Source organism: Salinicola sp. DM10, assembly GCF_017306975.2.
In the GTDB taxonomy this organism is placed as follows: domain Bacteria; phylum Pseudomonadota; class Gammaproteobacteria; order Pseudomonadales; family Halomonadaceae; genus Salinicola.
Genome location: NZ_JAFLEN020000001.1, coordinates 1,599,936 through 1,619,556, shown reverse-complemented (window position 1 = coordinate 1,619,556; position 19,621 = coordinate 1,599,936). Strand labels below are relative to the sequence as shown.

Sequence of the window (19,621 nt, the reverse complement as noted above, 5' to 3'; positions counted from 1 at the left end):
GCGACCCAAGGCGCGTGCGCGTCTTGATAAGGGATGCTCTATGGCTGGTCGCCCAGATATAAGTTGCAGCAAATGGCTGCGATATGAGCCAAAAACGTATTCAATGGTCGCCAAGCTCCAGCAATGTGTTCGCGTTGTCCAAGGCGGGGTTTTCCGTTAGGCTGGCGCCACCCAATGACCTGGATACGAGAAAAAGCCCATGAGTGACGACAAGCGCCAGGCTGCGCTCGACTACCACGCCAAGCCTTTTCCGGGAAAGCTCTCGGTCGAGCTGACCAAGCCGACGCAGACCGCCAAGCATCTGGCGCTGGCCTATAGCCCGGGCGTCGCTGAGCCGTGTCGCGAGATCGCCGCCAACCCCGAGGATGCCTATCTCTACACCGGCAAGGGCAACCTGGTCGCCGTGGTGTCCGACGGCAGCGCCATTCTGGGGCTGGGCAATCTGGGCCCGCTGGCGAGCAAGCCGGTGATGGAGGGCAAGGGCGTGCTGTTCAAGCGCTTTGCCGGCATCAACTCGGTGGATATCGAGGTCGAGGCGGATTCGCCGCAGGAGTTCATCGATACCGTCGCCAACATCGCGCTGAGCTGGGGCGGGATCAATCTCGAGGACATCAAGGCGCCGGAGTGCTTCGAGATCGAAGCTGCGCTCAAGGCGCGCTGCAACATTCCGGTGTTCCACGACGACCAGCACGGCACCGCCATCGTCACCGCGGCGGGGCTGCTCAACGCCCTCGACATCGCCGGCAAGACCCTGGACGCGGCACGCATCGTCTGTCTCGGCGCCGGCTCGGCGGCGATCGCCTGCATGAAGCTGCTGCTGGAGTGTGGTGCCCGCGCCGAGAACATCTACATGCTCGATCGCAAGGGCGTGATCCATGCCGGGCGTGACGATCTCAACGCCTACAAGGCGCAGTTCGCCACTCCGACCGATCGCCGCACCCTGGACGATGCCATCGAGGGGGCAGACGTCTTCGTCGGGCTCTCCGGCCCCAACCTGCTCAACGCCGAGCAGCTCAGCCGGATGGCCGCCGATCCGGTGGTGTTCGCCTGCTCCAACCCGGACCCGGAGATCCACCCGGACCTGGCGCGCCAGACCCGCAGCGACGTGATCATGGGGACAGGGCGCTCCGACTACCCCAACCAGGTCAACAATGTCCTCGGCTTCCCGTTCATCTTCCGTGGAGCGCTCGACGTGCGCGCCACCACGATCAACGAAGCGATGAAGATCGCCGCGGTGCATGCGCTCAAGGATCTGGCGCGGGAGCCGGTGACCCAGGAGGTGCTCGACGCCTACGAGCTCGACGCGCTCTCCTTCGGCCGGGGTTACATCATCCCCACGCCGGTGGATTCTCGCCTGCTCGAACGCATCCCGGCCGCCGTGGCCCAGGCCGCCATCGACAGTGGCGTGGCGTGCAAGCCTTATCCGGCGCACTATCCGCTGAAGAGCGTCAATGAGATCTACGGTTGAGCGATTGAACGCGACCGCCGTGGCGTTCTAGATGACATCACTGCCGCCCCAATGGGCGGCAGTGTCGTTTGGGGCATTCGCCTACTGGCTATGCGCTGAACCGCTGTGCGCTCACCAGCTATACGATCACCAGCTATGCGCTCACCAGCTGTACAACAGCGACACCGAGGTGGTGGTGTCGGTGCGGGCGTCGGCATCCGGCGGTGGATGGGTGTTGCTCTTGACGTCGTAGGCGACACGCAGCGCCAGGTGCGAGTTGAGCTGCGAGGTGATGGTCGAGAGCGAGCGCGTGGTGACGCTGATATGGGTCGCTTCCACCGACATCTCCTGATCGAAGGAGATGTCCTCGCTGAAGTTGTAGGTGTAGTCGAGCGCCGAGTAGGCCAGCGGCAGGTCGTCGCTGGCCTTGCTCTTGTCGGCGTAGTCGTCGTGGCGATAGCCGGGGCCGACCTCGGCGGAGAGGGTGTGGGTGGGGCCGTGGAGCAGCTGGCGCCCGTAGCCGCCGATGGTGGTGAACTGCCAGGCGTAGCCGCTGAAACGGTCGCGCTCCCAGCGGGCGAAGCCGAACAGATAGTTGTCGTCGCTCAGCTCGTAGCGCTCGCGTCCGGCGACCAGATACTGCTCGCTGGTGGTGTTGTCGTTGTCCTGCACGCTGCGCGTCTCGGCGCGAAACGTGTGGGTGAAGCGCCCGGTCAGCCAGGTCAGGCGCCCCTTGGCCAGCAGCGTCTGGGTATTGCTGTTGCCGGTCAGACGGGTATAGCCGAGCTCCGCGCTGCCGCTGAAATTGGGCGTGTCGTCATCGGGCGCCGGCGGCGCGTAGAACAGATCGGCGGACGCGCTCGAGGCCAGCAGGCAGGTGGCTAGCAGCAGCCAGCGGCAGCGGCAGCGGGGCAGGGGCATGACATCTCTCCCGGCATGGGGGCGACGAACGGTGGCACTGAAAACGGCCCTCGGATCCGACCCGGGGGCCGCCACGACGGGCGCGGCGGGGCCTGCGGCGGGGCGGCAGTGACGCCGCCCGAGATGCTTCAGAAGATCGCCTCGTAGGTGCCGGTACCCTGGGAGCCACTCTGGTCTTCCAGCTCCGGCTTGATGCCGCGGGGCTGGTAGTCGGGCACGTTCTGCTTGCGGAAGATCTCGTTGATGCCACCGGGCTGGTCGTCGTGCAGGCGCTTGCCGGTATCGGGGTCGATACGCACGCTGACGATATCCGCCGGCGCTTCGGGGATCACCTGCGGGGTGCCCTTGAGCGCCGGGCCCATGAACGCCTTCCAGATCGGCAGGGCGGCCTGGGCGCCGTACTCGGCGGTGGTCGAGTTGTCGTCCTTGCCCACCCAGACGGTGGTCACCAGCGAGTTGTTGAAGCCGGAGAACCAGGCGTCGCGCTGATCGTTGGTGGTGCCGGTCTTGCCCACGATGTCGGCGCGATTGAGCGACAGTGCGCCGCGCCCGGTGCCTTTCTCGATCACGTCGCGCAGGATGCTGCGCAGGATGTAGAGCGCATCCGGCTCGACCACCCGGGGGGCGAGGCGACGCGGTTCGCCGTCGACTTCGGTCTGGGTGGCGTCGGCGGCGCAGTCGCGGCAGGCGACCAGCGGGTTGGCCTCTTCGACCACGGTGTTGTGGCTGCCCTGGGTGATCTTGTCGATGTACCAGGGCGACACCTGGAAACCGCCGTTGGCCAGCACCGCGTAGGCGTTGGCGATCTCCAGCGGCGTCAACGAGGCGCTGCCCAGCGCCAGCGACAGGCCGTGGGGCAGGCGGTCACGGGAGAAGCCGAAACGCTCGAGGAAGTTGAGCGCGTTGTCCAGTCCCAGCGACTGCAGCACGCGGATCGTCACCAGGTTGCGCGAGGTGTAGAGACCTACGCGCAGCCGGGTGGGGCCGAGGAAGCGCTGCTCGGCGTTCTCCGGGCGCCAGTCGTCGGCGCCGAACTGCTCCATCACGATGGGGGCATCGTTGATGATCGTCGCCGCGGTCATGCCGCCCTCTTCCAGCGCGGCCAGATAGACGAACGGCTTGAAGTTGGAGCCGACCTGGCGCTGGGCCTGGATGGCACGGTTGAACTTGCTGGCGGAGAAGCTGAAACCGCCCTGCAGCGCTTCGATCGCACCGGTGTTGGGGTCGAGCACCACGATCGCGCCCTCGGCACCCGGGCGTTGGCCCAGACGCCAATGATCGCCATCGCGCAGGATGCGCACCAGATCGCCGCGGCTGGCGATCGCCGCGGCATTGGCCGGCACGCCGCCACGCCACTTGGCGCTGTGATACTCCCGCGCCCACTTGAGTCCGTCCCAGTCGAGGGTGATCACCTTGCCGTCGGCGTCGAGCACGCGCATCTGCTTGCCTTCGGTGGAAACCACGATCGCCGGCTGCAGCGGACCGTAGGCCGGCGTGCGCTCGAGCACCTTGAGCCAGTTGCTGACGTCACCCTCGACGCCCTGGATCGTGGCCTGGCTGCTCTGGGCGGCCTGGCGTGCGGTCTGGATCACCTCGGGAGACTCCGACAGCTCCTCCTCCAGACCCTTGCGCTCGGTGCGATCCTGGGCCTCGACCAGACTCGGCGGGACGTCCTTCTCCTCCGGCCCGCGCCAGCCGTGGCGGGTGTCGTAGTCGATCAGCCCTTGCACCAGGGCATTACGGGCCTCGGTCTGCAGGCGGCTGTCGAGGGTGGTGGTGATGCGGATATTGTCGGTATAGGCCTTGTCGCCGAAGCGCTCGACCGCGTAGCTGCGCGCCATCTCGGCGACGTAGGGCGCATCGACCTCGGTCTGGGCGATATGCCGGCTGGCGGTGATCGGCGCCTTGACCGCCTTGTCGTAGGCGGCCTGGTCGATGAAGCCGAGATCGCGCATGCGATAGAGAATCCAGTTGCGCCGGATCAGCGCGCGCTCGGGGTTGGCCAGCGGGTTGAAGCTGGAGGGCGCCTTGGGCAGGCCGGCGATCATCGCGTACTGCGGCAGGGTGAGCTCGTTCAGAGGCTTGCCGTAGTAGGTGTTGGCGGCGGCAGCGACGCCGTAGGAGCGGTTGCCCAGATAGATCTTGTTGACGTAGAGCTCGAGGATCTCGTCCTTGCTCAGAATCTGCTCCATCTGCAGCGCCAGCAGGATCTCGCGGATCTTGCGGGTGAAGGTCTGATCGAGCGTCAGCAGATAGTTACGCGCCACCTGCATGGTGATGGTACTGCCCCCGGACTGGATGTCGCCGCTGGAGGCCAGCTCGACGGCGGCGCGTGCCAGCCCCTTGGGGTCTACCCCGGGATGGGTGAAGAAGCTGGCATCCTCGGCCGCCAGCAGGGCATCGATCAGCGGCTTGGGAATCTGGTCGAAGCTCACCGGCATGCGGCGCTCCTCGCCGTACTCGCCGATCAGCTTGCCATCCTCGGTATAGATGCGCAGCGGCGTCTGCAGTTCGTAGTTCTGCAGCTGGTGGACATCCGGCAGCCCCGGGGCGAAGTAGAGCGCGGCACCGACCACCGCCAGCAGGGCGCCGGCGCCGAGCGAGAGCAGCAGCCAGAAGGCGGTGGACAGGAGTCGGGTAAAGAGCTTCATGGGCAGAGTGCAATTCCTTGACGGAGGTCGGTGCGGCCGGTCGCGCGTCAGCCATCCCTGGCCTTGAGGATGTCGAACCAGTGAGCGTTATCCAGCGGGCATTATATGGACGCGACCGAATCGGGGCCAGTTTCCACCCCCTCGGTTCCTGCAAGCAGCGCGCAATCTATGTAACGAAATGTCTCAAGTCGGCCGCGGACCCGCCGTTAAACGGGATTAGGATGGTCGCGTCCCCTACTTTCGCTGCCCGCTAGGGAAATGCTGAATAAATCGACGAGCGAGATGAAGCGCGAGGCGCATGGAGCGCAGAAAACGAGACATAACATGAAGTTAGGCGAGTTTTCGAGTACCACGCAACGAAGCGATTCGCTCGCGCAGGCATTTATGCAGCGTTTCCATTGGGTTTCCTGGCGAGGTAAGACAGTGTTGCGCCCGAAAAGGTCCCTGAAGTGTTACGCCTGAAACGATCTCAGAGAGGCCTGGTCGGGGTCGATATCACCTCCGCCACGGTCAAACTGCTCGAGTTGGAGCGCCACGCCGGGCGCTTGCGCATCGACAGCTATGCCGTGCGTCCGCTGCGCGAGGGGGCGGTGGTCGAGCGGCGTATCCGCGATCAGCGCGAGGTCGTCGATACCCTCAAGCGGGCGGTCGAGCACGGCCGGCTCAAGTCGCGTCGGGCGGTCGTGGCGGTGCCCAATTCGGCGGCGATCACGCGCAAGCTGACACTGCCTGCCTCGCTCAGCGACGAGGATATCGAGGCGCGCATCCAGATGGAGTCGGAGAAGTACGTCCCCTTCCCGCTCAACGAGGTCGCCTTCGACTTCCAGCGTCTGGGACCCAACCGGCGCTACGAGGACCAGCAGGAGGTGATGCTGGTGGCCTGTCGGGTGCAGGATATCGAGCAGCTCACCGCGACCCTGTCCGAGGCCGGTCTCGAGGCGGTGGCGGTGGACGTCGAGGGGTTCGCGCTGGAGCGCATGTGGGGCGACATGGCGAGCCAGTTCGACAGCGCCGACGCCGTGGCGCTGGTCGATATCGGCGCCAACCTGTGCGCCTTCCACGTGCTCAAGGGCGGCCGCATCGTCTATAGCCGCGACAACCTGTGCGGCGGGCGCCAGCTCACCGACGCCATCAGCCGTCGCTATCGCATCAGCTTCGAGGAGGCGGGGCGGGCCAAGAAGCGTGGCGGCCTGCCCGATGACTATCGCCAGCAGGTGCTGACCCCCTTCATCGATACCTTGATCCAGCACATCAGCCGTTCGCTGCAGCTCTACTATACCGCCGCCGGCCAGCAGGAGATTCGCCAACTGGTGCTCGCCGGCGGCTCCTGCGTGCTGCCGGGCTTCGTCGACCGACTGCGCGCTCAGAGTGGGCTGGAGGCGACACTGGCCAATCCGTTCTGCGGCATGCGCGTGCATCCGCGCCTGGATGTCGATGCGCTGGCCGCCGACGCGCCGGCGATGCTCACCGCCTGCGGTCTGGCCATGCGGGTGCGTGCATGAGTATCGAGATCAATCTGCTGCCGTGGCGTGAGCGCGAGCGCCAGCAGCGCACCCGGCGTTTCCAGAAGGGCGTGCTGCTGGCGCTGTTGCTGGGGCTGGTCGCAGGTGGGCTGATCGCCCTGCACCAGCAGGCGCTGGTGCGCGCGCAACAGGCCCGCCTGGGGATGATCGAACGCCATACCCAACAACTCACCCGGGACATCGAGTCGGTGCGCGACTTTCGTCACCTGCGCGAACGCATGCTCGAGCAGATCGACCTGATCGGCAAGCTGCAGGCGAGCCGGCCGCTCACCGTCGAGGTGTTCGACCAGCTCACCGCGACGCTGGTCGATGGCGTCCACTACACCAAGCTCGTGCGCCACGACCACACGCTCGAGCTCGATGGTGTGGCCGCCTCCAATCGTCAGGTCTCCGAACAGATGCGGCGTCTCGCGGCGAGCCCTGCGCTGGGCGTACCGCTACTGTCCGATGTCAGCGCCGGTAACGGCGCCGATGCACCGCGGCGCTTCCAGATGAGTGTCGAGGAGCAGGCGGCGGACGCCACCGACGTGAACGCGGCGTCGGCACCATGAGAGGGCTGCGGTGGTGCCGGCAGCGCCTGCGTGGCTGGGTGCAAGAGCAGGCGCGTCAGTTGCGCGAGCTGCCCTGGCGCGAGCTGGATCTCAAGGAGTCGGGCTCCTGGCCCACCAGCCTGCAGGCGCTGATCGCGCTGGCGGTATTCACGCTGGCCCTGCTGGCCGTGCAGTGGCTGCTGGCGTCATCGCCGCGGGAGCAGGACGCGCGTCTGGTGGCGCAAGAGACGCAGGCGCTTTCGCGCTTCGAGACGCTCTCCTATCAGGCGGTCAACCTGCCGATGATGCGTCAGCAGATGGGCCAACTGAAGGTGCGCATGCAGCGCGTGCTCGAACAGCTGCCGAGCGACGCCGAGGTACCCGCGCTGCTCGATGCGATCAGCGATGCCGCCCGCGAACAGCAGTTGAGCATCGACAGCATCAAGCTCGAGCCGGCGGTGGCACGCGAGTTCGTCTTCGAGCAGCCGTTCGATATCCAGGTGCGCGGCGGCTATCACCAGATCGCTGCCTTCCTGGCCGAGGTCGCTGCCATGCCGCGGATCGTCACGCTGCACGACTTCACCCTGGCGCCGGTAGCGGGCTCGCCCACGCTGCGTTTGACGATGCTGGCCAAGACCTACCGCTATCGCGAGACGGATGACGCCGCCGGCGCGGGGGCTGGCTCATGACGTCGGGCGCACGGAGGCGGTGGCCTGTGCGCCTGGGGCTGGCGCTGGCCGGTATCGCGCTGCTGGCGGGCTGCAGCGATGCCCATCTGGATGCGCTCGAGCAGCATTTGCAGACGCTGCGCCAGAAGCCGGAAGGCAAGATTGCGGCGCTGCCGGAGATGCCCAGCTACGCAGTGGCCGCTTACCACGGCAGCGCCATGCGCAGTCCCTTCGCCCCCGCCGGGCAGGCCCTCGAGGCGCTGCCGCCACCGGCCGAGCCCCGTGAACAGCGCGAGCGTCAGCCGCTCGAGGCATTTGCGCTGGAGAATCTCGCGCTGGTGGGCACGCTGAGCGTCGGCGACACGCCGTCGGGGCTGATTCGGGCACCGGACGGGCGTCTCTATCGAGTCTTCGTCGGTGACTATCTGGGGCGCGACCAAGGCCGCGTCGTGAAGATCGCGCGGCGCAGCCTGAGTCTGGTGGAGCGTGTGCGCGACACCCAGGGGGCGTGGCGCGAGCGTACCCGCCAGTTGAATCTGGCAGCCACGCAGGATGCCGGCGCGCCACGGGGGGCGCAATGAGTTCGCCAGGCAGGTGCTTTGCCGAGCGCCAGCCGCCGAGGCGGTGCCAGCCAAGCAGATCAGCAGGAGAACGAGCATGACGCGTCGACGGCGGTGGATGAGCGGGCTGCTGGCCTGGCTTTTACTGGGGCTGGCCACGCCAGCCTGGGCGGCGCCAAGCCTGACCGCGCTTGACTTCACCGAACGGGGGCCCGGACGCCTCGACGTCGAGCTGCGCTTCAGCGGCGGGGTGCCGCAGGTAAACGGTTACCAGACTGCCGCGCCGCCGCGGCTGGCGCTGGATCTGCTCGATACCACCAGCGCGCTGGCGCAGAACCGCTTCGCGCTCGCCAGTGGTGGGGTCGAGTCGCTGCGCGTGCTGGCCGCCCCGGGGCGTACGCGGCTGGTGTTCGCACTCGACGAGGCCCTCGACTACCGCCTGGAGCGTCTTGCGGATCGTCTGGTGGTGCATCTGGGCGCCGCGCCGGCGGCCAGTACTAACGCGGCGACACCCGCGCCGGGTTTCGTCGCCGAAGCCGGGCGCGAAGCGCCAGGCGTGAGCCACGTTTCCGCTACTTCTACCAGTCGGCCGCGGGTGGAGGCGCTCGATTTTCGCCGTAGCGACACCGACCACGGCGAGCTGCTGGTGACCCTCGACCGATCCGGGGTGGCAGCCTCGGTTTCCGGCAGCGGGCGTCAGGTCACCCTGACCTTACCTGGCGTGATGCTGCCGGACGCCCAGTATCAGACCCTCGACGTGAGCGACTTCGGCACCGCGGTGACTCGTATCGTACCGCGGCGCGATGCCGAAGGGGTGAGCTTCGAGATCAGCGCGACGCGGGCGGTGGAGCCGCTGGTGACCCAGAACGGACGCGAGCTGCGCCTGGAGCTCGCGCCGCAAGAGCAGAGCCCGCGCGCCGCGACCAGCAACAGCGCCGGCGGCGCGACGCCGAGCTACAGCGGCAAGCCGGTGACGCTCGACTTCCAGGACATTCCGGTGCGTGACGTGCTCTCGATCATCGCCCAGGTCTCGGGGCTCAACGTGGTCGCCAGTGATAGCGTCCAGGGCAACGTCACCCTCAATCTGGTCGACGTGCCCTGGGATCAGGCGCTCGATCTGGTGCTGCAGAGTCGTGGCCTGGCGGCGCGGCGCACCGGCGATGTCATGGTGGTGGCGCCGGCGGGCGAGCTGGCCAGCCTGCAGCGCCAGACCCTGGAGAGCCGCGAGCAGTCGCAGCAGCTGGCGCCGCTGGTCACCGAGTTCGTACCGATTCGCTATGCCAAGGCCGACACCCTGGCCGGGCTGCTGCGCGGTGGCGAGGGGGTGGGGCTGATGTCCGAGCGCGGCCGGGTGACCGTCGATGTGCGCACCAATACCCTGATCCTGCAGGACACCCGTGACCAGCTGGAGGCGATCCGGCGCACCATCGAGCAGCTCGACGTGCCGGTGCGTCAGGTCCAGATCGAGGCGCGCATCGTCATCGCGCGTGACAGCGCCACCCGCGAGCTGGGGGTCAACTGGGGCATGTCGTCGCCGGCCGGCGGGCGTTTCAATCTCAGCGGAGCCGCCGATGGCGACCCCTCCAGCGTGCCCACCACCAGTGACGACCCGCAGTCCTATGGCGGCGGTCTGGCGGTCGATCTGGGCAACGCCACTCAGCCCGCCAGCGCCTTCAGCTTCGGCTATCTCTCCGGTGACGTGCTGATCGACCTGGAGCTGCGCGCGCTGGAGAGCGAGGGCAAGAGCCAGACCATCTCCCAGCCCAAGGTGATCACCGCCAATCAGCGCACCGCGGTGATCAAGCAGGGCCAGGAGGTGCCTTACCAGGAGGCGTCCTCCAGCGGTGCCACCACCACCGAGTTCAAGGAGGCGGTGCTGTCGCTGGAGGTGACCCCGCAGATCACCCCGGACGACCGCATCATCATGGATCTGCGGGTCAACAACGACGACATCTCGGACACCCGCTTCGATGGCGCGCCGGCGATCGATACCAACGAGATCCAGACCCAGGTGCTGGTCGACAACGGCGAGACCGTGGTGCTCGGCGGCATTCTCACCTCGGAACAGCTGCATACGCTGTTCAAGACGCCCTTCCTCGGCGACATCCCGGTGATCGGGCAGCTGTTCCGCTATACCCAGGAGAGCAATGAAAAGGTAGAATTGCTGATCTTCATTACGCCCAAGATCATCGAGGACAGACTGGCCATTCGCTGATGCGGTCGCTTCCCAATCTTTTTCTCATCGGCCCCATGGGGGCCGGCAAAAGCACGATCGGCCGCCTTCTGGCGGCCGAATTGCAGCGTGAATTCCTGGATAGCGACCATCAGATCGAGGCGCGATGCGGGGCGAATATCCCGTGGATTTTCGACGTCGAGGGCGAGCAGGGGTTCCGCGACCGCGAGACGGCGATGATCGACGAGCTGACCCAGCGCAGCGAGGTGGTGATGGCCACCGGCGGCGGCGCGGTGATGCGCGAGCTCAACCGCCAGTACCTGCGTGAGCGCGGCACCGTGATCTACCTGGCGACCACGGTCGAACAGCAGATCCGGCGCACCGCCCGCGACCGCAACCGCCCGCTGCTGCGCAATGCCAACCCCGAGCAGGTACTGCGTGATCTGTTCGCGCTGCGCGACCCGCTCTATCGTGCCACCGCCGATCTCGTCGTGCGCACCGACCGCCGCAGCCCCAAGAGCGTGGTGGCGGACATCGTGCGCCGGGTCACGCGGCTCAGTCAGCCGCTCCAGGCCGAGGTCTCGCCGCCGCGCTAGGCGTGGTGCTAAGAGAGTCGTGTCGCTAAGAGAGTCGTGTCGCTACAACCGTTGCGCCACTATCGGCGTGCCGCTTCGTTTACTCGCAAAAGGGTTACCCGTCATGACGCAGTCTTCTTCCGCCGCCATGGAGTCGCTCGACGTCGCGCTCGGCGAGCGCGCCTATCCCATCCACATCGGCGCTGGGCTGCTCGACGAACCGGGCTGCCTGCTGCCCTATCTGGCCGGGCGTCAGGTGATGATCGTCACCAACGACACCGTGGCGCCGTACTATCTCGACCGGCTCCGCCACGCCCTGAGCGGGGCGGATCTCGAGGTCTGTGAGGTGATCCTGCCCGACGGCGAGGCGACCAAGACCCTGGCCTCGGTGGAGCGCATCTGGGATGCACTGCTGGCGGCCGGCTTCAATCGCCGCTGCACCCTGATCGCCCTGGGTGGCGGCGTGATCGGTGACATGGCCGGCTACGCCGCGGCGAGCTACCAGCGAGGGGTCGCCTTCATCCAGGTGCCGACCACGCTGCTGGCCCAGGTCGACTCCTCGGTGGGCGGCAAGACCGGGGTCAACCACCCGCGCGGCAAGAACATGATCGGCGCCTTCTGGCAGCCGCGCGCGGTGCTGATCGATACCCAGACACTGGCGACACTGCCCGAGCGCGAGCTCTCGGCGGGGCTGGCCGAGGTGATCAAGTACGGCCTGATCTGGGATGCGGCCTTTCTCGACTGGCTCGAACGCGAGATGCCGGCGCTGCGCGCACTGGACGCCGCGGCGATTCGCCATGCCATTCGCCGCAGCTGCGAGATCAAGGCGGAGATCGTCGCCGAGGACGAGACCGAGCAGGGCGTGCGTGCGCTGCTCAATCTCGGCCACACCTTCGGCCACGCCATCGAGGCGCACCAGGGTTACGGCAACTGGCTGCACGGCGAGGCGGTGGGGGCCGGCATGGCGATGGCCGCGGCGCTCTCCGCCGAGCGTGGCTGGCTCAGCGCGGCCGAGGTCGAGCGCATCGGGGCGCTACTGACGGCGGCGGGGCTGCCGCAGACCGCGCCTGCCGCCATGGGTGTCGCCGATTTCCTCGAGCGCATGCGTCTGGACAAGAAGAATCTCGACAGCCGCCTGCGGCTGATCCTGCTCGAAGCGCTGGGGCGCGCCGCGATCCACGACGATACCGACCCGGCCATGCTCGAACGCCTGATCGAGCATTTCCCCCGCGCCTGAGGGCGCCATGACGAATAGCCAGCCCTACGCCTCGCCTACCACGCGCTTCCCGCGCGCCTGAGGGCGCCACGCCACATATCTGCCATCAGGCGCTTGCATCACGCGCCCGTCCGACGGGGCGGGCGTCTGCCTGAGACGGTGTGTCTGTCTCGCCCGCGACGATGCGTCTGTCTCGCCCGAGGCGTTGCCCGGCCTGTTGTGACGCGCGCCACCCCGCGACCTGTTCGCTTCGGGTCCGACCCCGTCGGTGGCGCCCGTTCATCGCGCTATCGTCTTCGTCGCGTCAAACTCCCCGTCGCGTCAAACTCCCCGTCGCGTCAAACGCTTCGCCGCTCCAAGCTCTCCGTCGCTCCAAATTTGCGCTGCGCTGCCGTTGCCGCCGTGACGCTCGTTGTGACTGAAGCCGATGCTGTCCGTGCCGCCGCGCCACGAGCGCGCTCAAGCGTGCGACGCGAGAGGGTTGGTGGCGGTTGGGGTATCGGTGTCGGGGTGGGGTATGCCTGTAATTGGCATGCTCTATGTCGTATCGGCATGGGGTGATGGAGCGGTTTTGGGGTGTCAATGTGTAACAGGCTCCTGCTTTAGACTTTGGTCTAAAACGCCTCGCTAAGCCGTTGAGCTGTCAGGGTATTTTTTTAGTTATAAATATAAGTCACAGATTTTCAATGGTTTTGTTGCCTGGGTCAGGCCAGGGCGCGATTGCGTTGGGGCGGGGGAGTGGCTATTCTGGGCGGCCTTTTGACGCCGTTTCGTGGCGCCAGCGTCGGCGCGGGGTGACGCTGAAAACCGGCTTTCAGCCCGGTTAAGAATAATAAAAAACCTTGCATTATCTCCCTGTATTTTACCGAACGCAAGTTCCCCTGTTCTGTGAGGCACGCCCATGATGAGAGGTCTTCACCAGCCCGGCGAATTCCGCGACAACTGCGGCTTCGGACTGATTGCGCACATGGAGGGGCAGGCCAGTCACGATCTGCTCGAGACGGCGATCGAGTCGTTGACGTGCATGACCCACCGTGGCGGTATCGCCGCCGATGGCAAGACCGGCGATGGCTGCGGTCTGCTGCTCAAGATGCCGGTCGGCTTCATGCGTGAAGTCGCCCAGGAAGCGCTGGGCGTGGCGCTGGGTGAGCGCTTCGCCGTTGGCTGCGTGTTCTTCGCCGATGACGATGCGCGTGAGACCGAGGCGCGCCAGGTGCTGGAGCGCGAACTCGAGGCTCGCGGCCTGACCGTCAAAGGCTGGCGCGACGTGCCCACCGATCCCAGCGTGTGCGGCCCGATGGCGCTCGACTGCCTGCCGCGCATCCGTCAGGTGTTCGTCGAGGGCGACCCCTCGCAGTCGGACGCGGCCTTCAACGTCGAGCTGTTCATGGCGCGGCGTCTGGCCGAGCAGGCGCTGCGCGGCGATGAAGAGTTCTACGTCTGTTCGCTGTCGTCCAAGGTGGTCTCCTACAAGGGCCTGATGATGCCCGCCGATCTGCCCACCTTCTTCAAGGACCTGGGCGATCCGCGGCTGGAGACGGCGATCTGCGTCTTCCACCAGCGCTTCTCCACCAACACCGCGCCGCGCTGGCCGCTGGCGCAGCCGTTCCGCTTCATGGCGCACAATGGCGAGATCAACACCATCGAGGCCAACCGCGGCTGGGCCAATGCGCGCAAGGCCAACTTCGTCAGCCCGCTGCTGCCGGATATCGAAGGTCTCGACGAGGTCGTCAACACCACTGGTTCCGACTCGTCGAGCATGGACAACATGCTCGAGGTGCTGCTCACCGGCGGCATGGATCTCTACAACGCGGTGCGCATGATGGTGCCGCCGGCGTGGCAGAACGTGGAGACCATGGATGGCGACCTGCGCGCCTTCTACGAGTACAACTCCATGCACATGGAGGCGTGGGATGGCCCCGCCGGCATCGTCATGACCGAAGGCCGCCATGCGGTGTGCATGCTCGACCGCAACGGCCTGCGTCCGGCGCGCTGGGTGATCACCGACAACGGCTATATCACCCTCTCCTCCGAGATCGGGGTGTGGAACTACGCCCCCGAGTCGGTGGTGGCCAAGGGTCGCGTGGGCCCGGGGCAGATCCTGGCGGTCGATACCGAGACCGGCGAGGTGCTGCACACCGACGATATCGACCAGCGGCTCAAGTCGGCCTACCCCTACAAGCGTTGGCTCAAGGAGCACGCCCACTATCTCGAGTCGGCGCTGACCGAGCTGGCGCGCTTCCAGCCGATGTCCCTCGACGAGCTCAACGTCTACCAGAAGATGTTCTCTGTGACCTTCGAAGAGCGCGATCAGCTGCTGCGCCCGCTGGCCGAGAGTGGCCAGGAGGCGGTGGGATCGATGGGCGACGACACGCCGATGGCGGTGCTGTCACGCCACAATCGCCTGCTCACCGACTTCTTCCGCCAGAAGTTCGCTCAGGTCACCAACCCGCCGATCGACCCGCTGCGCGAGGCGATCGTGATGTCGCTGGAGACCTGCTGCGGAGCCGAGCTCAATGTCTTCGAGGCGACCCCGGAGCACGCCAACCGGCTGATCCTGACCACGCCGATCCTGTCGCCGCGCAAGTTCACCGCGCTCGTCGAGCAGGAGGACCCGGCATTCGCCGCGGTGCGGCTGCCGCTGCACTACGACCCCGAGACCACCACGCTGCGCCAGGCGCTGCACGCGCTGTGCCAGCGCGCCGAGCAGGCCGCCCGCGACGGCAAGGTGCTGCTGGTGCTGTCGGATGCCGAGCTGGAGCAGGGCAAGCTGCCGATCCAGGCGCTGCTCGCCACCGGCGCGGTGCATCACCATCTGTCGCGGTTGGCGCTGCGCCCGCGGGTCAACCTGATCGTCGAGACCGGCTACGCCCGTGACGCCCACCAGATGGCAGTGTTCTTCGGTGTCGGCGCCACCGCGATCTACCCCTACCTGGCCTATCAGGTGATGGCCGACATGCACCGCACCGGCGAGCTGGTGGGCAACCCGGCGGATACTCGCGAGAACTATCGCAAGGGGATGCAGAAAGGCCTCTACAAGATTCTGTCGAAGATGGGGATCTCGCAGATCTCCTCCTACCGCGGCTCGCAGCTGTTCGAGGCGGTGGGGCTCGGCAGCGAGGTGATGCAGACCTGCTTCACCGGAATGATGTCGCGGATCGAGGGGACCGGCTTCAGCGAGCTGCAGATGCAGCAGGAGCTCTCCGCCCGCGATGCCTGGATTCCGCGCAAGGGGCTCAAGCAGGGCGGGCTGGTCAAGTTCGTCCATGGCCACGAGTACCACGCTTACAACCCGGATGTGGTGATGAAGCTGCAGCAGGCGGTGCAGCAGGGCGACTATACCCAGTGGAAGGCGTTCGCACGCTTGGTCAACGAGCGCCCGGTGGCCACGGTGCGCGATCTGCTGCGCCTGAAGCCGGCCCCCGAGCCGCTGGCGCTCGACGAGGTCGAGCCGGTCGAGGCGCTGCTGCCGCGCTTCGACAGCGCCGGCATGTCGCTCGGCGCGCTGTCGCCGGAGGCCCACGAAGCGCTGGCCCAGGCGATGAACGAGACCGGTGGCCGCTCCAACTCCGGTGAGGGTGGCGAGGATCCGGCGCGCTACGGCACCATCCGCTCCTCCAAGATCAAGCAGATCGCCTCTGGGCGCTTCGGTGTCACGCCGGCCTATCTGGTCAACGCCGAGGTGCTGCAGATCAAGGTCGCGCAGGGCGCCAAGCCCGGCGAGGGCGGTCAGCTGCCCGGTGGCAAGGTCAACGAGATGATCGCGCGGCTGCGCTATGCGGTCCCCGGCGTGACCCTGATCTCGCCGCCGCCGCACCATGACATCTACTCGATCGAGGATCTGGCGCAGCTGATCTTCGACCTCAAGCAGGTCAACCCGGCGGCCCAGGTCTCGGTCAAGCTGGTCTCCGAGCCGGGCATCGGCACCATCGCCACCGGTGTGGCCAAGGCCTATGCCGACCTGATCACCGTCTCCGGCTACGACGGCGGTACCGCGGCGAGCCCGATCACCTCGATCCGTCACGCCGGCAGCCCGTGGGAGCTGGGCCTGCCCGAGGTGCACCAGGCGCTGCGCATCAATGGCCTGCGCGACAAGATCCGGCTGCAGACCGACGGCGGGCTCAAGACCGGCCTCGACGTGGTCAAGGCGGCGATCCTCGGCGCCGAGAGCTTCGGCTTCGGCACCGCGCCGATGGTCGCGCTGGGCTGCAAGTACCTCAAGATCTGCCACCTCAACAACTGTGCCACCGGGGTCGCCACCCAGCACCAGGAGCTGCGCGACGAGCACTTCCGCGGCACCGTCGACATGGTCAAGCACTACTTCCGCTTCATCGCCGAGGAAGTGCGCGAGCTGATGGCGCTGCTCGGTGTGCGCAAGCTCACCGATCTGATCGGGCGTACCGATCTGCTCGAGTGCCTCGAGGGCGAGACCGCGGCACAGCGCAAGCTCGACCTGACGCCGCTGCTGGCCAACGACTTCGTCCCCGCGGATGCGCCGCAGTTCTGCCAGGTCAGCCGCAACGTGCCCCACGACCCCGGCGCCAAGAACCAGGAGCTCTACGACGCCCTGATCGGGGCGATCGAGGCCAAGTCCGGCGGCGAGTTCAGCTTTACGATCACCAACTGTGACCGTTCGGTGGCCGCCCGTGTCTCCGGCGAGATCGCCAAGCGTTACGGCGAGGCGGGGCTCGAGGATGCGCCGATCACGGCGCGCTTCACCGGCGTGGCGGGGCAGAGCTTCGGGGTGTGGAACGCCCGCGGCCTGCATCTCTACCTGGAAGGCGACGCCAACGACTACGTCGGCAAGGGCATGAACGGCGGCAAGGTGGTGATCACGCCGCCGCGCGCCAGCCGCTTCAACAGCCACGAGACGGCGATCATCGGCAACACCTGTCTCTACGGCGCCACCGGCGGCAAGCTGTTCGCCGCGGGCACCGCCGGCGAGCGCTTCGCGGTGCGCAACTCCGGTACCCACGCGGTGATCGAGGGTGCCGGCGATCACTGCTGCGAGTACATGACCGGCGGTCTGGTCTGCGTGCTGGGCAAGACCGGGATCAACTTCGGCGCGGGCATGACCGGCGGCTTCGCCTATGTGCTCGACGAGGATCGCGGCTTCGTCGATCGCTACAACCACGAGCTGGTGGAGATCCATCGCATCAACACCGAGTCGATGGAGGCCTATCGCCGCCATCTGCGCGAGGTGATCACCGAGTACGTGGCAGAGACCGGCTCCCGGCGCGGGCGCGAGATCCTCGAGGATTTCTCCGACTTCATCCGCCACTTCTGGCTGGTCAAGCCCAAGGCCGCGAGCCTCAACGGCCTGCTGGCCCAGTCCAGGCGCCAGCCGGAATAAGCAGCGGCGTCAGCCAGCATGTGAGCCGGCGCAAGCCCGAACAAGCCCCGGCGCCGCCCGCCTGACGCGGCGGCGCCCGATCCCGCCCTATCGGCAGCGGGAGTGAGGAGAGAGATCATGGCAAACCGTTTGAGCAACGATTTTCAGTTCATCGACGTCGGCCGACGCGATCCGCAGAAAAAGGATGCCCGCAGCCGCGCCAAGGAGTTCGCAGAGATCTACGAGCCGTTCCGCCCCAGCGAAGCGGCCAGCCAGGCGCACCGCTGCCTGCACTGCGGCAACCCCTACTGCGAGTGGAAGTGTCCGGTCCACAACTACATCCCCAACTGGCTCAAGCTGGTCAGCGAGGGCAACATCCTGGAGGCGGCGGAGCTCTCCCATCGCACCAACTCGCTGCCCGAGGTGTGCGGACGGGTGTGCCCCCAGGATCGCCTGTGCGAGGGCGACTGCACCCTCAACGACGGCTTCGGCGCGGTCACCATCGGCTCGGTGGAGAAGTACATCACCGATACCGCCTTCGCCATGGGCTGGCGCCCGGACATGTCCAAGGTGAGCTGGACCGACAAGCGCGTCGCCATCGTCGGTGCCGGCCCGGCGGGTCTCGGCTGCGCCGATATCCTGGTGCGCAACGGGGTCAAGGCGGTGGTCTATGACCGCTACCCGGAGATCGGTGGCCTTCTGACCTTCGGCATCCCCGAGTTCAAGCTCGAGAAGCACGTGATGGAGCGCCGCCGCGCGGTGTTCGAGGAGATGGGTGTGGAGTTCCGGCTGGGTACCGAGATCGGCCGCGACGTCACCTTCGAGCAGCTCCACGACGAGTACGATGCGGTGTTCCTCGGCATGGGCACCTACAAGTACATGGTCGGCGGCTTCCCCGGCGAGGAGATGGAAGGGGTCTACAAGGCGCTCGACTTCCTGATCGCCAACGCCAACCACTACCTCGGCTTCGAGAAGGACCCCGCGGACCATGTCTCCATGGCCGGCAAGCGGGTGGTCGTGCTGGGGGGGGGCGACACCGCCATGGACTGCAACCGCACCTCGATCCGCCAGGGCGCGGCCAGCGTCACCTGTGCCTATCGGCGCGACGAGGAGAACATGCCCGGCTCCAAGCGCGAGGTGGCCAACGCCCGCGAGGAGGGGGTCGACTTCCTGTTCAACCGCCAGCCGGTGGCGGTGGTCGGCGAGGGCAAGGTCGAAGGGGTCAAGCTGGTGCGCACGCGCATGGGCGAACCCGACGCCAACGGTCGTCGCAGCGCCGAGGTGGTGCCTGGCTCCGAGGAGATTCTGGCGTGTGACGCGGTGGTGATCGCCTTCGGTTTCCAGCCCAGCGAGATCGAGTGGTTCGACACCCACCAGATCGAGGTCGACGAGCGCGGCCGGGTGCTGGCGCCGGAGATTCCGGCGCAGATGGAGCGCTTCGCCTACCAGACCAGCAATGAGAAGGTATTTGCCGGCGGCGACATGGTGCGCGGCTCCGACCTGGTGGTCACCGCGATCTATGAAGGGCGTCAGGCCGCCGAGGGGATTCTCGACTATCTCAAGGTCTGAGCTCTAGATCTGAGCTCGACGTCTGATGGCGAGAGCTCAGGGTATGATGGCGAGAGCTCAGGGTATGATGGTAGAGCGCGTGCGCCGGCGGCGCGGCGAATGGCCCCATGGGGTGGTGTCGGCGGCCTCGAATCGCTAGAGTGGCGCGCTTTCCCTGCATCGCAAACCCCAGAGGTGATCGCATGATCCGACTCGAACGCAACATTCTCGACCAGGCCAACACGCTGATGCGCACGCTGGAAGATCACGTGCTCGACAGCGACGTCGACGATGCCGAGCAGGCGAGCGCGGTATGCCGCCAGCTGGAAGCGCTGCTGGCGCTGGGCAAGACCCGCGACAGCGGCATGTCCGACGAGTGCGCCGGCATGCTCGAAGAGATCGAGCGCCGCTCCCGGGTGATGGCCGCTCGCCTGCCGACGGCCTGAGCCGTCGGCAGTCCGCGGCGCGCTTCTCGCG

At 66.8% G+C, this 19,621-nt stretch carries 13 protein-coding genes; 11 read left to right on the top strand and 2 right to left on the bottom strand.

Going from position 1 to position 19,621, the window contains the following annotated elements:
• Positions 1-199: 199 nt before the first annotated feature.
• Positions 200-1,468: a malic enzyme-like NAD(P)-binding protein gene (locus tag J0A90_RS07180; RefSeq protein ID WP_207033091.1), complete on the top strand. Its 1,269-nt coding sequence runs from the start codon at positions 200-202 to the stop codon at positions 1,466-1,468.
• 141 nt (positions 1,469-1,609) lie between these two features.
• On the opposite strand, the gene J0A90_RS07175 is transcribed toward J0A90_RS07180, so the two are convergent.
• Positions 1,610-2,368 (bottom strand): YdiY family protein, encoded by a 759-nt coding sequence (locus J0A90_RS07175; protein WP_207033089.1) that lies wholly within the window; start codon positions 2,366-2,368, stop codon positions 1,610-1,612.
• 128 nt (positions 2,369-2,496) lie between these two features.
• Positions 2,497-5,019 carry a penicillin-binding protein 1A gene (locus J0A90_RS07170; RefSeq protein WP_207033087.1) on the bottom strand — a complete coding sequence of 841 codons (2,523 nt, stop codon included), beginning with the start codon at positions 5,017-5,019 and terminating at the stop codon, positions 2,497-2,499.
• A 449-nt stretch (positions 5,020-5,468) separates the two neighbouring features.
• On the opposite strand from J0A90_RS07170, the gene pilM reads away from it, so the two are divergent.
• The 10 genes from pilM to J0A90_RS07120 all read left to right on the top strand — a co-directional run bounded on the left by pilM (position 5,469) and on the right by J0A90_RS07120 (position 19,590).
• Positions 5,469-6,521, top strand: a complete 1,053-nt coding sequence (gene pilM, locus J0A90_RS07165; RefSeq protein ID WP_207033085.1) for a type IV pilus assembly protein PilM — start codon at positions 5,469-5,471, stop codon at positions 6,519-6,521.
• A complete protein-coding gene (locus J0A90_RS07160; protein ID WP_207033083.1) occupies positions 6,518-7,093 on the top strand; it encodes a PilN domain-containing protein in 576 nt (191 codons plus the stop codon). Before pilM ends, J0A90_RS07160 begins: the two co-directional genes overlap by 4 nt.
• Positions 7,090-7,761, top strand: a complete 672-nt coding sequence (locus J0A90_RS07155) for a type 4a pilus biogenesis protein PilO (protein ID WP_207033081.1) — start codon at positions 7,090-7,092, stop codon at positions 7,759-7,761. Before J0A90_RS07160 ends, J0A90_RS07155 begins: the two co-directional genes overlap by 4 nt.
• Positions 7,762-7,787: 26 nt before the next feature.
• Positions 7,788-8,321: a pilus assembly protein PilP gene (locus J0A90_RS07150; RefSeq protein ID WP_207033079.1), complete on the top strand. Its 534-nt coding sequence runs from the start codon at positions 7,788-7,790 to the stop codon at positions 8,319-8,321.
• A 76-nt stretch (positions 8,322-8,397) separates the two neighbouring features.
• Positions 8,398-10,515, top strand: a complete 2,118-nt coding sequence (gene pilQ / locus J0A90_RS07145) for a type IV pilus secretin PilQ (RefSeq protein ID WP_233076579.1) — start codon at positions 8,398-8,400, stop codon at positions 10,513-10,515.
• Entirely contained in the window at positions 10,515-11,069 is a 555-nt protein-coding gene (gene aroK / locus J0A90_RS07140; RefSeq protein ID WP_207033077.1) for a shikimate kinase AroK, read from the top strand. The genes pilQ and aroK overlap by 1 nt, the downstream gene beginning before the upstream one ends.
• A 103-nt stretch (positions 11,070-11,172) precedes the next feature.
• Positions 11,173-12,285: a 3-dehydroquinate synthase gene (aroB, locus tag J0A90_RS07135; RefSeq protein ID WP_207033075.1), complete on the top strand. Its 1,113-nt coding sequence runs from the start codon at positions 11,173-11,175 to the stop codon at positions 12,283-12,285.
• An 880-nt stretch (positions 12,286-13,165) separates the two neighbouring features.
• The gene (gene gltB / locus J0A90_RS07130) at positions 13,166-17,617 is read left to right on the top strand and encodes a glutamate synthase large subunit (protein ID WP_233076578.1); all 4,452 of its coding nucleotides are present in this window, start codon (positions 13,166-13,168) and stop codon (positions 17,615-17,617) included.
• 117 nt (positions 17,618-17,734) lie between these two features.
• The gene (locus J0A90_RS07125) at positions 17,735-19,165 is read left to right on the top strand and encodes an FAD-dependent oxidoreductase (RefSeq protein WP_233076577.1); all 1,431 of its coding nucleotides are present in this window, start codon (positions 17,735-17,737) and stop codon (positions 19,163-19,165) included.
• Between the two features lie 182 nt (positions 19,166-19,347).
• Complete coding sequence (locus J0A90_RS07120) at positions 19,348-19,590, top strand: hypothetical protein (RefSeq protein WP_035475645.1); 243 nt, start codon at positions 19,348-19,350, stop codon at positions 19,588-19,590.
• Positions 19,591-19,621: the final 31 nt, after the last annotated feature.

What these genes read in the sequence shown, in the direction of transcription:
- aroB (WP_207033075.1), top strand. Translation starts at nt 11,173, where the DNA reads ATGACGCAGTCTTCTTCCGCCGCCATGGAGTCGCTCGACGTCGCGCTC.
- aroK (WP_207033077.1), top strand. Translation starts at nt 10,515, where the DNA reads ATGCGGTCGCTTCCCAATCTTTTTCTCATCGGCCCCATGGGGGCCGGC.
- J0A90_RS07120 (WP_035475645.1), top strand. Translation starts at nt 19,348, where the DNA reads ATGATCCGACTCGAACGCAACATTCTCGACCAGGCCAACACGCTGATG.
- J0A90_RS07175 (WP_207033089.1), bottom strand. Translation starts at nt 2,368, where the DNA reads ATGCCCCTGCCCCGCTGCCGCTGCCGCTGGCTGCTGCTAGCCACCTGC.
- gltB (WP_233076578.1), top strand. Translation starts at nt 13,166, where the DNA reads ATGATGAGAGGTCTTCACCAGCCCGGCGAATTCCGCGACAACTGCGGC.
- J0A90_RS07125 (WP_233076577.1), top strand. Translation starts at nt 17,735, where the DNA reads ATGGCAAACCGTTTGAGCAACGATTTTCAGTTCATCGACGTCGGCCGA.
- J0A90_RS07180 (WP_207033091.1), top strand. Translation starts at nt 200, where the DNA reads ATGAGTGACGACAAGCGCCAGGCTGCGCTCGACTACCACGCCAAGCCT.
- J0A90_RS07170 (WP_207033087.1), bottom strand. Translation starts at nt 5,019, where the DNA reads ATGAAGCTCTTTACCCGACTCCTGTCCACCGCCTTCTGGCTGCTGCTC.
- J0A90_RS07160 (WP_207033083.1), top strand. Translation starts at nt 6,518, where the DNA reads ATGAGTATCGAGATCAATCTGCTGCCGTGGCGTGAGCGCGAGCGCCAG.
- pilQ (WP_233076579.1), top strand. Translation starts at nt 8,398, where the DNA reads ATGACGCGTCGACGGCGGTGGATGAGCGGGCTGCTGGCCTGGCTTTTA.
- J0A90_RS07155 (WP_207033081.1), top strand. Translation starts at nt 7,090, where the DNA reads ATGAGAGGGCTGCGGTGGTGCCGGCAGCGCCTGCGTGGCTGGGTGCAA.